Annotated in this window: 10 protein-coding genes and 1 tRNA gene; 2 read left to right on the top strand and 9 right to left on the bottom strand. The window is 68.2% G+C overall.

Annotated elements, in window-relative coordinates; all coding sequences use genetic code 11:
• Positions 1 to 71: 71 nt before the first annotated feature.
• The 3 genes from NVV99_RS18080 to NVV99_RS18070 form a co-directional block, all read right to left on the bottom strand.
• Positions 72 to 143, bottom strand: a tRNA-Gln gene (locus NVV99_RS18080).
• Between the two features lie 215 nt (positions 144 to 358).
• Positions 359 to 1,831 (bottom strand): glutamate--tRNA ligase, encoded by a 1,473-nt coding sequence (gene gltX / locus NVV99_RS18075; RefSeq protein WP_024101381.1) that lies wholly within the window; start codon positions 1,829 to 1,831, stop codon positions 359 to 361.
• Between the two features lie 66 nt (positions 1,832 to 1,897).
• Positions 1,898 to 2,674: a fumarylacetoacetate hydrolase family protein gene (locus NVV99_RS18070; protein WP_006554529.1), complete on the bottom strand. Its 777-nt coding sequence runs from the start codon at positions 2,672 to 2,674 to the stop codon at positions 1,898 to 1,900.
• Positions 2,675 to 2,784: 110 nt separating this feature from the next.
• Here NVV99_RS18070 and NVV99_RS18065 point away from each other — a divergent pair, with 110 nt between their 5' ends.
• Positions 2,785 to 3,981, top strand: coding sequence for an MFS transporter (locus NVV99_RS18065; RefSeq protein WP_006554530.1), 1,197 nt, complete (start codon positions 2,785 to 2,787; stop codon positions 3,979 to 3,981).
• Between the two features lie 99 nt (positions 3,982 to 4,080).
• Here NVV99_RS18065 and NVV99_RS18060 read toward each other — a convergent pair whose 3' ends face one another.
• The 6 genes from NVV99_RS18060 to NVV99_RS18035 all read right to left on the bottom strand — a co-directional run bounded on the left by NVV99_RS18060 (position 4,081) and on the right by NVV99_RS18035 (position 12,276).
• Positions 4,081 to 5,091, bottom strand: a complete 1,011-nt coding sequence (locus NVV99_RS18060) for a 3-isopropylmalate dehydrogenase (RefSeq protein ID WP_024101382.1) — start codon at positions 5,089 to 5,091, stop codon at positions 4,081 to 4,083.
• 80 nt (positions 5,092 to 5,171) lie between these two features.
• Positions 5,172 to 6,764: a phosphoglycerate dehydrogenase gene (serA, locus tag NVV99_RS18055; protein ID WP_006554532.1), complete on the bottom strand. Its 1,593-nt coding sequence runs from the start codon at positions 6,762 to 6,764 to the stop codon at positions 5,172 to 5,174.
• Between the two features lie 128 nt (positions 6,765 to 6,892).
• Positions 6,893 to 8,665 carry a SulP family inorganic anion transporter gene (locus tag NVV99_RS18050; RefSeq protein ID WP_024101383.1) on the bottom strand — a complete coding sequence of 591 codons (1,773 nt, stop codon included), beginning with the start codon at positions 8,663 to 8,665 and terminating at the stop codon, positions 6,893 to 6,895.
• Positions 8,666 to 8,783: 118 nt separating this feature from the next.
• Positions 8,784 to 9,785 (bottom strand): ketol-acid reductoisomerase, encoded by a 1,002-nt coding sequence (ilvC, locus tag NVV99_RS18045; RefSeq protein WP_170318577.1) that lies wholly within the window; start codon positions 9,783 to 9,785, stop codon positions 8,784 to 8,786.
• Positions 9,786 to 9,835: 50 nt separating this feature from the next.
• A complete protein-coding gene (ilvN, locus tag NVV99_RS18040; protein WP_006554535.1) occupies positions 9,836 to 10,339 on the bottom strand; it encodes an acetolactate synthase small subunit in 504 nt (167 codons plus the stop codon).
• The gene (locus NVV99_RS18035) at positions 10,336 to 12,276 is read right to left on the bottom strand and encodes an acetolactate synthase large subunit (protein ID WP_024101384.1); all 1,941 of its coding nucleotides are present in this window, start codon (positions 12,274 to 12,276) and stop codon (positions 10,336 to 10,338) included. Before NVV99_RS18035 ends, ilvN begins: the two co-directional genes overlap by 4 nt.
• Positions 12,277 to 12,542: 266 nt before the next feature.
• Here NVV99_RS18035 and NVV99_RS18030 point away from each other — a divergent pair, with 266 nt between their 5' ends.
• Entirely contained in the window at positions 12,543 to 13,064 is a 522-nt protein-coding gene (locus NVV99_RS18030) for a PH domain-containing protein (protein ID WP_006554537.1), read from the top strand.
• Positions 13,065 to 13,096: the final 32 nt, after the last annotated feature.

Below are 13,096 nucleotides of genomic sequence, written 5' to 3'. Positions count from 1 at the left end.
TCTTCGCTTCCCGAAGGAAGCTCAGCCAGCATAGCTGGCTGAGACGTTGCGGGCAAACCGCCGCGTCTCAGCTGGGGTACCAGGACTCGAACCTAGAATGGCTGAACCAGAATCAGCTGTGTTGCCAATTACACCATACCCCAATGGTTTGTTCCTTCGGCCTGCCCTGCGGGCGTTGTGGCCTCCGTTCCGAACCGAGAAGAAGATTAGCACCAACCCCGCCACCAACTACAAATCGGCTGGTCAGAGGAGTGCAATCGAGCTCGGGACGAGCTCGGTGGCATGAAATCGAGCCCGGAACGAGTTCGGCCCGTCGCCGGCGGGTGCCGACGACGGGCCGAGAGCGACCATGCAGGGGTCAGGCGATGCGCGCCCGCCCGGCACGCAGTCGTGCAAGGGTGCGCTCACGGCCGAGCAGTTCCATCGACTCGTAGAGCGGCGGGCTGACGTGCGAGCCCGTCACCGCGACCCGCACGGGAGCGAAGGCCTTCCTCGGCTTCAGTTCGAGCCCCTCGATCAGTGCGCTCTTGAGCGCCTCCTCGATCGCCGGCGTGGTCCACTCGGTCAGGCCCTCGAGGGCGGCGACGGAGGCGTCGAGCACGAGCGCGGCATCCTCCTTGAGATTCTTCGCCGCGGAGACCTCGTCGAGCGTGAAGTCGGCGTCGTCGACGAACAGGAACTTCAGCAGGTCCCACGCGTCCCCGAGAACGACGATACGGGTCTGTACGAGGTCGGCGGCCGTCCGGAAGAGCGCGTCGTCGACGTCGGCCCCGATCCGGCCGTGCTCGACGAGGTACGCCTTCAGCCGGGTCGCGAACTCCTCCGGCTCGAGCAGGCGGATGTGCTCGGCGTTGATGGCGTCGGCCTTCTTCTGGTCGAACCGGGCGGGGTTCGAGTTGACCTTGGAGATCTCGAAGGCCGCGACCATCTCGTCGAGGGAGAACACGTCGCGGTCGTCGGCGAGACCCCAGCCGAGCAGAGCGAGGTAGTTGAGCAGGCCCTCGGGGATGAACCCGCGATCGCGGTGCAGGAAGAGGTTGGACTCCGGGTCGCGCTTGGAGAGCTTCTTGTTGCCCTGCCCCATCACGAACGGCAGGTGGCCGAACTCGGGCGTGAAATCGGTGACGCCGATGCGCTGCAGCGCCGCGTACAGCGCAAGCTGACGCGGGGTGGACGACAGCAGGTCCTCGCCGCGCAGGACGTGTGTGATCTTCATCAGCGCGTCGTCGACGGGATTGACGAGCGTGTAGAGCGGGATGCCGTTGCCGCGGGTCAGCGCGAAGTCGGGCACCGAGCCCGCCTTGAAAGTGGTCTCGCCGCGGACCAGGTCGTTCCACGTGAGGTCCTCTTCGGGCATGCGCAGTCGCACGACCGGCTTGCGCCCCTCGTCGAGGAAGGCCTGCCGCTGCTCCGGGGTGAGGTCGCGGTCGAAGTTGTCGTAGCCGAGCTTCGGGTCGCGGCCGGCGGCCTTGTGCCGCTCCTCGACCTCTTCCGGCGTCGAGAACGACTCGTAGGCCTCACCGGAGTCGACGAGCTTCTGCACGATCTCGAGGTGAAGGTCGCGTCGCTGCGACTGCCGGTACGGCTCGTACGGTCCGCCGACCTCCGGACCCTCGTCCCATTCGAGACCCAGCCACCGGAGGGCGTCGAGGATCGCCCGGTACGACTCCTCGGTGTCGCGTGCGGCGTCGGTGTCTTCGATGCGGAACACGAAGGTGCCGCCGTGATGACGCGCGAAAGCCCAATTGAACAGGGCGGTGCGCACCAGACCCACATGCGGGGTTCCGGTCGGTGACGGGCAGAAACGTACGCGTACTTCGCTGGTGGTCATGACTCGCTCAGGGTTGAGGATCGACGGGAGACCTTCCCAGGCTATCCGCCCCGCAGCGAGCTCCGGTCAGGATCCCTTGGCGACGACCGGATTCGTGAGCGTTCCGATGCCCTCGACGGTGATCGAGACTGTGTTGCCCGGCTCGATCGGTCCGACACCTTCGGGAGTGCCGGTGAGGATGACGTCGCCCGGCAGCAGGGTCATGACACCGGAGATCCATTCGATGAGCTTCGGGATGTCGTGCACCATCTTCGAGGTGCGGCTGCGTTGGCGGATCTGCCCGTCGACCTCCGCCGAGATCTCGAGATCGGAAGGGTCGATGTCGGTTTCGATCCACGGACCGAGCGGGCAGAAGGTGTCGTGGCCCTTGGCTCGGCCCCACTGGCCGTCCTTGCGCTGATGGTCGCGCGCGGACACGTCGTTGGCGATCGTGTAGCCGAGGATCGCCTCCCGGGCCTTCGCGGCGGGGACGTCCTTGCAGGGACGCCCGATGACCACGGCGAGTTCGGCCTCGTGATGGACGAGCGAGGTGGTCGGCGGAATCACGATGGGCGCGCCCGGGCCCACGATCGACGTGTTGGGCTTGAGGAAGATCATCGGCTCGTCGGGGACCTCGTTGCCCGACTCGGCGGCGTGGGCGGCGTAGTTGCGACCGACCGCGATCACCTTGGTGGCGAGGATCGGGGCGAGAATCCGCACGTCGGCGAGGGGCCAGCTCCGGCCCGTGAAGGTGGGGTTCCCGAAAGGATGCTCGGCGATCTCCTTCGCCGTCGCGGACTTCCCCTCCCCTTCGATGCTCACGAACGCGACACCATCCGGGCTGGCAATTCGACCAAGGCGCATGTCCGGAGTCTAACGGTGCGCGCACACTGCGATCGACGCCCGGGTGCCGCGGGTATAGAGTCCGACCAAGATTTCATATAACGGTACGACTTTCTCGGATAGTGGGACTCATGGACACTCCGGACATCGGTCGGCGCCGATGGCTGATCCTGGCCCTCGGCGTCCTCGCCCAGGCCTCCCAGGCCACCGTCATCAACGGCGTCGCCTTCCTCATCCCAATCCTGAACCAGGAGGGTGGCTTCACCCTCGCCCAGGCCGGAACCCTCGCCGGCGCACCGATCCTCGGCGGCGTGTTCACGCTCGTCGTGTGGGGCGCGATCGCCGACCGGTTCGGCGAACGTCTCGCGCTGGCCGCCGGACTCGGGATCGCGGCCGTCTCGATGGGACTCGCGAGCGCGACCACCTCACTGGATCTGTCCCGCACCACCTCCGCAGCACTGCTCGGCCTATTGCTGATGTGTGCGGGAGCCGGCGCCGTGAGCGCCAATTCGGCGAGCGGTCGCGTGGTGGTCGGATGGTTCCCGCCGCACCAGCGCGGCCTCGCGATGGGCATCCGGCAGATGTCGGTGCCGCTGGGTGTCGCCGCGGGCGCACTCGTCATCCCCACTCTCGCGGGCGACCACGGGATCGCCTGGGCGCTCTCGTTTCCCATGCTCGCGTGCGGGCTCGCAGCCGTCGTCTGCGCGGTCGGCGTGGTGGATCCGCCCCGACCCGGACGGGTGGAGGCCGAGCGCGCAGGCGTGCTCGGCAATCCCTACCGGAGTTCCATGTCCCTCACGCGGATCCATCTCGCGTCGATCCTGCTCGTCGTTCCGCAGTACGTCGTGTGGACCTACGCCCTGGTCTGGCTCATCGCCGACCGCGGCTGGGACGAGGTCGGCGCCGGTCTCGTCATCACCGCCGCCCAGATCCTCGGCGCCCTCGGACGTGTCGTCACCGGGGCCTGGTCCGATCGGGTGGGCAGCAGGCTGGGACCGATGCGCCTCGTCGCCGCATCGGTCGTCGTGTCGATGGTCGCGCTCTCCGTCACGGCGTGGACGGATTCGGCGATCGCGGTGGGCGTCCTGCTCGTCGCGTCGATCCTGACCTCGGCGCCGAACGGGTTGGCATTCACTGCCGTCGCGGAGATCGCCGGCCCGTTCTGGGGCGGCCGCGCACTCGGGATCCAGAACACCGGGCAGTTCGTGTTCGCCGCGGCCGTCGGACCGGTCTTCGGTGGGCTCATCGCCGCGGTCGGATTCCCCGCGGCCTTCGCCCTGGCCGCCATCGCTCCCGCAGCGGCGGTCCCGGTGATACCGAAGGACTGATACGCGAAACGCGCGTGGCGCCGGACGGGACGTACCCGCCGGCGCCACGCGCGTTTGTGCCGAAGAACTCGGTGCCCGGTGAGAATCCGCGCTCAGAGATCAAAGAGAAGCAGCGATCCGATCGCCGATCTCGGTGGTCACGATCGGACCGGTGCCACGATTCGCGAGGTCGGCCTCGACGGCCCGCTCGACGCGTGCAGCATCCTCCTCGCGCCCGAGATGGCGCAGCAGCAAGGCGGTGGACAGGATCGCCGCGGTGGGATCGGCGATGCCCTTGCCGGCGATGTCCGGTGCCGAGCCGTGGACCGGCTCGAACATCGACGGGTTGGTGCCCGAGGCGTCGATGTTGCCGCTCGCGGCAAGGCCGATACCGCCGGTTACGGCGCCGGCGAGGTCGGTGATGATGTCGCCGAACAGGTTGTCGGTGACGATGACGTCGAAGCGCGACGGGTCGTCGACCATGTAGATGGTCGCGGCGTCGATGTGACAGTAGGCCGTGGTGACCTCAGGGAACTCCTTGCCGACGGTCTCGACGGCGCGGGTCCAGATGGCGCCGGCGTTCGACAGCACGTTCGTCTTGTGGATGAGCGTGACGTGCTTGCGGCGGGTCTGCGCGAGCTCGAAGGCGTAGCGGACCACGCGCTCGGCTCCGAACCAGGTGTTCACCGAGACCTCGGTGGCGATCTCGTGCGGGGTGCCGACGCGGATCGCTCCCCCGTTGCCGGTGTACGGGCCCTCGGTGCCCTCGCGGACGACGACGAAGTCGATCTCGTGGTCGGCGGCGAGCGGCGACTTCGAGCCCGGGTACAGGCGCGACGGCCGCAGGTTGACGTGGTGGTCGAGTGCGAACCGCATGTTCAGGAGGAGACCGCGTTCGAGGACGCCCGGCGTGACCGACGGATCGCCGATGGCACCGAGGAGGATCGCGTCGTGCTCGCGGATCGCGGCGAGATCGGCATCGGGCAGGAGTTCGCCGGTCGCGTTGTACCGGCGGGCACCGAGGTCGTACTCGGTGGTCTCGAGATCCGGGACGAGGGCGCGGAGCACCTTGAGAGCTTCCGCCGTGACCTCGACACCGATGCCGTCACCGGGGATGACCGCAAGTTTCATGAGCACTACTCACTTCCTGTGCGACGGTGGCCGCGACCGTGCAGACGGTCGCGGCCACCGGATGATGGAGAACCGAAGGATCAGGACAGGTCGACCTGGGCGACGCGCGCGTCGAGCGCCTCGGTGATCTGTCCGACCTCGGCGTCGCCGACGACGCGGTCGACACGGAGGATCACGGTGGCGCCGGGGCCCTCCGCGTCCTGGCTCAGCGCCGCGGCCTGGATGTCGATGCTCGCGTTGCCGAGCACGGTGCCCAGCGTTCCGAGGACACCCGGACGGTCCTGGTAGTGGACGATCAGGTTGTGGCCCTCGGCGCGGAGGTCGAAGCTGCGGCTGTTGATGTTGACGATCTTCTCGACCTGCTGCAGGCCGGTGAGCGCACCCGCGACGGACGTGACGTGTCCGTCCGGCGCCACGGCGCGGACCTCGACGGCGCTGCGGTGCGTGGTGGCCTCGCTGACCTTCTCGACCTCGACCGTCACGCCGCGCTGCTCCGCGAGCTTGGGGGCGTTGACGAAGGTGACGGGCTCGTCGCTGCTCGCCGAGAACAGGCCGCGGAGGGCGGCCAGGCCGAGAATGTCGGTGTTCTCGGCCGAGAGCTCACCGCTGACGACGACCTGCACGTTCTGCACGGCCTCGGGCGAGAGGGTGCCGGCGAGCAGACCGAGCTTGCGAACGAGCTCGAGCCACGGCGCGACCTCCTCGCCCACGGGGCCACCGGAGACGTTGACGGCATCGGGCACGAACTCGCCGGCGAGGGCGAGCAGCACGCTCTTGGCAACGTCGGTACCGGCGCGGTCCTGGGCCTCGGCGGTGGATGCACCGAGGTGCGGAGTGACGACGACGTTGTCGAGGTCGAACAGCTTCGAATCGGTGCACGGCTCGGTCTCGAAGACGTCGAGGCCGGCAGCGCGGACCTTGCCTTCGACGAGCGCGTCGTACAGCGCGTCCTCGTCGATCAGGCCACCGCGGGCGGCGTTGACGATGATGACGCCGTCCTTGGCCTTGGACAGACGCTCGGCGTTGATCAGGCCGGCGGTCTCCTTGGTCTTGGGCAGGTGCACCGAGATGAAGTCGGCGCGGGCGACCAGCTCGTCGATGTCGACGAGCTCGATGCCGAGCTGTGCGGCGCGGGCGGCCGGCAGGTAGGGGTCGTACGCGATGACGTGGGTTTCGAACGCCGCGAGACGCTGGGCGAACAGCTGGCCGATGCGGCCGAGGCCGACGACGCCGACCGTTTTGCCGAGGATTTCGGTGCCGTTGAAGCTCGACCGCTTCCAGGTGCGCTCACGCAGGGTGCGGTCGGCGGCGGGAACCTGCCGCGCCGCGGACATGAGGAGCGCGACCGCGTGCTCGGCGGCGGAGTGGATGTTGGAGGTGGGCGCGTTGACGACCATCACACCGCGCTCGGTGGCAGCAGCGATGTCGACGTTGTCGAGGCCGACACCGGCGCGACCGACGATCTTGAGGTTGGGCGCCGCAGCGAGCACCTCGGCGTCGACGGTGGTCGCGGAGCGGACCAGCAGCGCCTGGGCCTCGGGCACGGCCGCGAGCAGGGCGGGGCGGTCGGGGCCGTCGACCCAGCGCACCTCGACACCGTCACCGAGCGCATCGACGGTCGACTGCGCAAGCTTGTCGGCGATCAGGACTACTGGACGGCCATTCTGGCTCACGTGCGGACTCCCTGTGTCGTGAATGTGTGAGTGGTCGACGGCGCTCGCGCCCGACAGCATGCGTGGGCACCCGCGACCGCCCACAGTTTAGTGCCCCGGCCCCTCCCACGGGGCCACCGGGACCGGGATCACGGTGGTGCGGGCCGATCCTTCCGCGGGGGCGGGACGATGTCCTGCGGGGGTGCGTCGAGCACACTGCGCTCGATGCCGGGCTGGTTCCGGTGCCGGAAGGCCACCACGGCAGTGCGGACGGTCGGATGGAATCGACCGGCCCCGAAGCGATTCCCCGATTGCATCCGGTGCAACTTGTCCTTGACCGGCCCCTTCATCGCGGCGAAGGCGAGCCGTATCCCCCTGTGGGCGAGGTAGTCGTCGAGACGTTCGATCTCCTCGACGGCGCTGATGTCTAGATCCGTGATCGGTTCGGCCGCGAGTACCACCCACTCGATACGGTCCTCGCGTTCGCGGACGAGTTCACGGACGAACTTCGTGAGGATCACACCGTTCGCGAAGAACAGCGGAGCGTCGAATCGCACGAGCACGAGACCCGGGATGCGGTGGCCCTCGGGATGCCGCTCCCGGTCGTGATATCCGGCGATGTTCTCGAGTTCGACGAGTTCGGTCCGGTGGGGTTGCCAGGCACGCACGATCACGACCGCCAACGACAATGCGATCGCGACGAGTACACCCCTCAACACACCGGCGAGACCGACCGCCACGAATGCGGCGAAAGACAAACAGAATTCGATCTTGTTGACCCGCCACAGGCGACCGAGCCCCTTCGCATCGACGAGCGCACTCGCCGCGGCGATCACGACGGCAGCGAGCGCGGCCTGCGGCAGGTACGCCGTCGCCCCCGGCGCGGCCAGCAGGAAGATCGCGACCGTCACCGCTCCGACGGCACCCGCGAGCTGGGTACGCGCTCCGGCCTGTTCGAGGACGGGAGTGCGACTGCCGCTGCCGCAGATGGGGAATCCGCCCGTCGCACCGGCTGCGATGTTCACCACACCGAGGGCGCGCATCTCGGAACTGCCGTCCACGTCCTCACCCCGTCGGAGCGCGAACGAGCGCGACAGCACCGCGGTGTCGGCGAACGCGATGACGGCGACCGCGACCGCGGGTGCGAGCAGTTCGATCACGTCTCCCCGTTCGATACCGCCCAGAACGGGCGCGGGGATCCCGGAGGGCAGCGCCCCCACCATCTCCACCCGATCGGTGAGCCCGAACACCTCGACCGCCGCGGAGGCGGCGACCACCGCGACGAGCACCGCGGGTATGCGGGGAACGACCTTCTGCAGCACGAGGATCACAGCGAGGGTGCCGGCGCCGAGGAGAAGTCCGACCGGTTCGACACCGTCCTCGAAGACGTCGTCGACGACGTCGAGAACCTCGGCGACGACACCGGATTCGTCGGCCGAGGTGCCCAGCAGGAGCGGGAGCTGCCCGACGATGACGATGATCGCGATCGCGTTGAGGAAACCGACCCGGATCGGTGTGGAGAGCAGATAGGTCAGGAATCCGAAGCGGAGTATCCCCCCGACGAGGAGGATCGCCCCGACGAGGAGGGCGAGCACACCGGCGAGGGCGACCGCACGCTGCGGGTCACCGTCGGCGGCGAGCGGGATCACCGCGGCCGCGATGAGCGGGGCGAGCGCGGAATCCGGTCCGAGCACGAGGATCCGGGACGGACCGACCACCGCGTACACGAGCATCGGCACCACTGTCGCGTAGAGACCGGTGTAGGGCGGCAGTCCCGCCGCCTGGGCATATCCCATGCCGGTGGGGACGAGCAGGGCGCTGAGCGCGAGACCCGCCGTGACGTCGCCCCGCAGCCACCCCCGCCGGTAGGACCGTGCGGTGGCGACACCCGGGAGCCGCCCGAACGCGGCGAGGAGCCACATCAGCCAAGTATCCTCCGCGGCCTCGGCCCGTGGCTGCGACATCGCTCACGCGCACCGACGACGGCGGCCCGGCACCCCCGTAGGGGTACCGGGCCGCCGTGACCGGATCAGGTGGCTGTCACGCCGTCTCGGTGATGGGGCGATCGACCCAGCTCATCAGGTCGCGCAGCTGCTTGCCGACGACCTCGATGCCGTGCTCGGCGTTCTGCTTGCGCAGACCTTCGAGCTCCTTGTTGCCGCCCTCGACGTTGGCGACGAGACGCTTGACGAAGGTGCCGTCCTGGATGTCCTTCAGGATCTCCTTCATGCGCTCCTTGGTGCCGGCGTCGATGACGCGCGGGCCGGAGAGGTAGCCGCCGAACTCCGCGGTGTCGGACACCGAGTAGTTCATGCGGGCGATGCCACCCTCGTACATGAGGTCGACGATGAGCTTGAGCTCGTGGAGAACCTCGAAGTAGGCCATCTCGGGGGCGTAGCCCGCCTCGACCATGACGTCGAAGCCGGTCTTGACGAGCTCCTCGGTGCCACCGCAGAGCACGGCCTGCTCGCCGAAGAGGTCGGTCTCGGTCTCTTCCTTGAAGGTGGTCTTGATGACGCCGGCCCGGGTGCCGCCGATGCCCTTGGCGTAGGACAGCGCGAGCGCCTGGCCCTCACCCTTGGGGTCCTGATGGACGGCGATGAGCGCGGGAACGCCCTTGCCGTCGACGAACTGACGACGCACGAGGTGGCCGGGACCCTTGGGGGCGACCATCGCGACGGTCACGTTCTCCGGAGCGGTGATGAGACCGAAGTGGATGTTGAGGCCGTGGCCGAAGAACAGCGCGTCGCCGTCCTTCAGGTTGGGCTCGATGTCGTTGGTGAAGATCGACGCCTGGGCGGTGTCGGGCGCGAGGATCATGATGACGTCGGCCCACTCGGAGACCTCGGCGGGGGTGCCGACGGTGAGACCGGCTTCCTCGGCCTTGGCCCGCGACTTCGAGCCCTCCTTCAGACCGATGCGAACGTCGACGCCCGAGTCGCGCAGGCTCAGCGAGTGCGCGTGTCCCTGACTGCCGTAGCCGATGACGGCGACCTTACGACCCTGGATGATCGACAGGTCGGCATCGTCGTCGTAGAACATCTCGACTGCCACAGTGATTACCTCTTTCAGCAAGTATGGGTGTGTTAAGGCTAACGGGTAGCCGTGATGGACTTCGGACCGCGTCCGACGGCGACGACACCGGACTGGACGATCTCGCGGATTCCGTACGGTTCGAGCATGCGCAGCAGCGCGTCGAGCTTGGACCGCGTACCGGTCGCCTCGATGGTCAGCGACTCGGGCGAGACGTCGATCACCTTGGCGCGGAACAGATTCACCGTCTCGATGACCTGGGTGCGTACACTCGCGTCGGCGCGCACCTTGATGAGCACGAGTTCGCGGGCGACGGACGCCTCGTCCTCCTGCTCGACGATCTTGATGACGTTGACGAGCTTGTTGAGCTGCTTGGTGACCTGCTCGAGCGGGAACTCGTCGACGGTCACCACGATCGTCATCCGCGAGATGTCGGGCACCTCGGTGCCACCGACGGCAAGGGATTCGATGTTGAAGCCGCGTCGCGAGAACAGCGATGCGACTCGGGCGAGCACGCCCGGCTTGTCCTCGACGAGAACACTGAGGGTGTGACTCGTGCTCACTTGGTCTCCTCCTGGGCCGCAGCGTTCTCGCTGCGGGTTTCGAGCGCGTCGATGGTCTCGTGGATGACGGCGGGATCGTCGGCAGCGGCGTCGTCGTCGAACAGCGGCCGGATGTCGCGAGCCGCCATGATCTCGTCGTTGCTCGTGCCGGCGGCGACCATCGGCCACACCTGCGCGTCCTTGCCGACGATGAAGTCGATCACGACGGGACGATCGTTGACCTCCTGCGCCCGGCGGATCGCAGGCTCGACGTCTTCCTCGCGCTCGACGCGGATGCCCACGCAGCCGAGGGCCTCGGCGAGCTTGACGAAGTCGGGGATGCGTAGCGAGTGCGTCGCCAGGTCGGTGTTCGAGTATCGCTCCTCGTAGAAGAGGGTCTGCCACTGCCGGACCATGCCGAGATTGCCGTTGTTGATGAGCGCGACCTTGATCGGCACACCCTCGACGGCGCACGTCGCGAGTTCCTGGTTGGTCATCTGGAAGCAGCCGTCGCCGTCGATGGCCCACACCTCGGTGTCGGGGCAACCCATCTTGGCGCCCATCGCGGCGGGCACCGCGTAGCCCATGGTGCCGAGACCACCGGAGTTGAGCCAGGTGCGCGGCTTCTCGTAGTCGACGAACTGCGCCGCCCACATCTGGTGCTGACCGACGCCCGCGCAGTAGATCGCGTCGGGACCGGCGAGCTTACCGACGGCCTGGATGACGTACTGCGGCGACAGGGTGTCGTCGGTGGGACGGTCGTAGCTCAGCGGGTAGGTGCGACGGATGTCGTCGAGGTAGGCCCACCATGCCGTGTAGTCGAGCTTCGTGCCGGTCGCCAGGTCGGCGCGGATCGCCTCGAGCAGTTCGACGATGACCTCCTTGCAGTCACCGACGATCGGCACGTCGGCGTGCCGGTTCTTGCCGATCTCCGCCGGGTCGATGTCGGCGTGGATGACCTTGGCGTCGGGCGCGAAGGAGTCCAGCTGACCGGTGACGCGGTCGTCGAAGCGGGCACCGAGGGTGATGAGCAGGTCACTCTTCTGCAGTGCGGCCACCGCGGCGACGTTGCCGTGCATGCCGGGCATGCCGCAGTGCAGGTTGTGGCTGTCGGGGAACGCACCGCGGGCCATGAGCGTCGTAACGACCGGGATGCCGGTCAGCTCGGCGAGCTCGAGCAGCTCGGCCGACGCCTCGGCCTTGATGACACCGCCGCCGACGTACAGCACCGGGTTCTTCGCGTCGGCGATCAGTCGCGCGGCCTCGCGGACCTGCTTGCCGTGCGGCTTCGTCACCGGGCGGTAGCCGGGCAGGTGCATCTCCGGCGGCCAGCTGAAGGTGGTCTGTGCCTGGAGGATGTCCTTGGGGATGTCGACGAGGACCGCGCCCGGGCGGCCCGAGGAGGCGAGGTAGAACGCCTCGGCCAGGATGCGCGGGATGTCGGCGCCGTCGGTGACCAGGAAGTTGTGCTTCGTGATCGGCATCGTGATGCCGGAGATGTCGGCTTCCTGGAAGGCGTCGGTGCCGATGAGCGGGCGACCGACCTGGCCGGTGATCGCGACGAGGGGCACGGAGTCCATCTGCGCGTCGGCGAGCGGGGTGACGAGGTTCGTCGCGCCCGGACCGGAAGTGGCCATGCACACGCCGACCTTGCCGGTGGCCTGGGCGTAACCGGTGGCAGCGTGCCCGGCGCCCTGCTCGTGACGGACGAGCACGTGGCGCACGCGCCGCGAATCGAAGATCGGGTCGTAGACGGGCAGGATCGCGCCGCCGGGAATGCCGAATACCGTGTCGACCTCGAGTTCCTCGAGTGCGCGGACCACCGACTGGGCGCCGGTGACCCGCTCGGGGGCGACCTGGCGTCGATTGGCGGGCTGCGTCGCGGCAGCTGCGGGAGTCGGGGTGGCGGACCCCGGCTTTCGCGGCGAGGGTTGAGGCCGTGCGGTTGGTGCGCTCACTGCGAATTCCTCTGATTCTGGCTCCGGGCAACAAAAAACCCTCGTCAGCAAGTCTGCTGTACGAGGGTGGCGCGTCGTGGGCGAGTTGCGAAATGCGGCTCAGGCGACGACGCGCCGGCCGATTACGAGCAACCCATTCTGATTCACGCGCTCGACGGTAGGCGCATGGTGTCCAGACAGTCAACTTGGTGCGGTCCACTGTCCCAGAATGTGAGATGCCGCGGCTGCAGTGCGAAGATGTAGAGGTGTCATCTTCCCAGCAGCCCGTGCCACCGCCCCCATCATCCCACACGCCCGATTCGACGACGCAGGTCATCCAGATCTCGCGACTGTCCTTCCTCGCGTGCGCTCTGCTGTTCCTCGCCCTCGCCTCCCCCGCGCTGGCGTGGCCGGAGGCCTTCGCATGGACGCTGATCATCCCGTTCCTCGTCGCCGCCTGGGTCGTGCGGGTACGCACCGTCGTCGGCCCCGAGGGCATCGTCGCGCGAGCGACCTTCAAGACGACGAACCTGAAGTGGGACGAACTCGACGGCCTCCGGTTCCCGAAGCGGGGCTGGGCCCGCGCACGGCTCACCGACGGCAGCGAGGTCGCACTGCCGGTCGTCACCTTCGGCCGGCTGCCGCAGCTGTCGGAGGCCAGCGGAGGCCGCATCACCGATCCGTACGCGGCCGCACAGCTCGCCGAGGAGAAGGCATACCGCGAGAAGGCGGCCGCCGAAGCCGGTCCGGATGCCGAAACCACCGACGACGCAGTCACCGTCGAGAAGAAGGGGGACCGTTCCTCCTGATCCTCGCGACCGGGTGCGAATAGAGGCATCCG

Origin of the sequence: Rhodococcus sp. PAE-6 (assembly GCF_025290685.1) — a bacterium.
GTDB lineage: Bacteria > Actinomycetota > Actinomycetes > Mycobacteriales > Mycobacteriaceae > Rhodococcus > Rhodococcus pyridinivorans.
Note: the sequence above shows the minus strand (reverse complement) of the source record. Positions and strands in the feature narration are given on the sequence as shown.

Bases quoted from the DNA above. Each gene is read 5' to 3' on its own strand.
- NVV99_RS18050 (WP_024101383.1), bottom strand. From the start codon at position 8,665: ATGTGGCTCCTCGCCGCGTTCGGGCGGCTCCCGGGTGTCGCCACCGCA.
- NVV99_RS18065 (WP_006554530.1), top strand. From the start codon at position 2,785: ATGGACACTCCGGACATCGGTCGGCGCCGATGGCTGATCCTGGCCCTC.
- NVV99_RS18070 (WP_006554529.1), bottom strand. From the start codon at position 2,674: ATGCGCCTTGGTCGAATTGCCAGCCCGGATGGTGTCGCGTTCGTGAGC.
- NVV99_RS18060 (WP_024101382.1), bottom strand. From the start codon at position 5,091: ATGAAACTTGCGGTCATCCCCGGTGACGGCATCGGTGTCGAGGTCACG.
- gltX (WP_024101381.1), bottom strand. From the start codon at position 1,831: ATGACCACCAGCGAAGTACGCGTACGTTTCTGCCCGTCACCGACCGGA.
- ilvC (WP_170318577.1), bottom strand. From the start codon at position 9,785: ATGTTCTACGACGACGATGCCGACCTGTCGATCATCCAGGGTCGTAAG.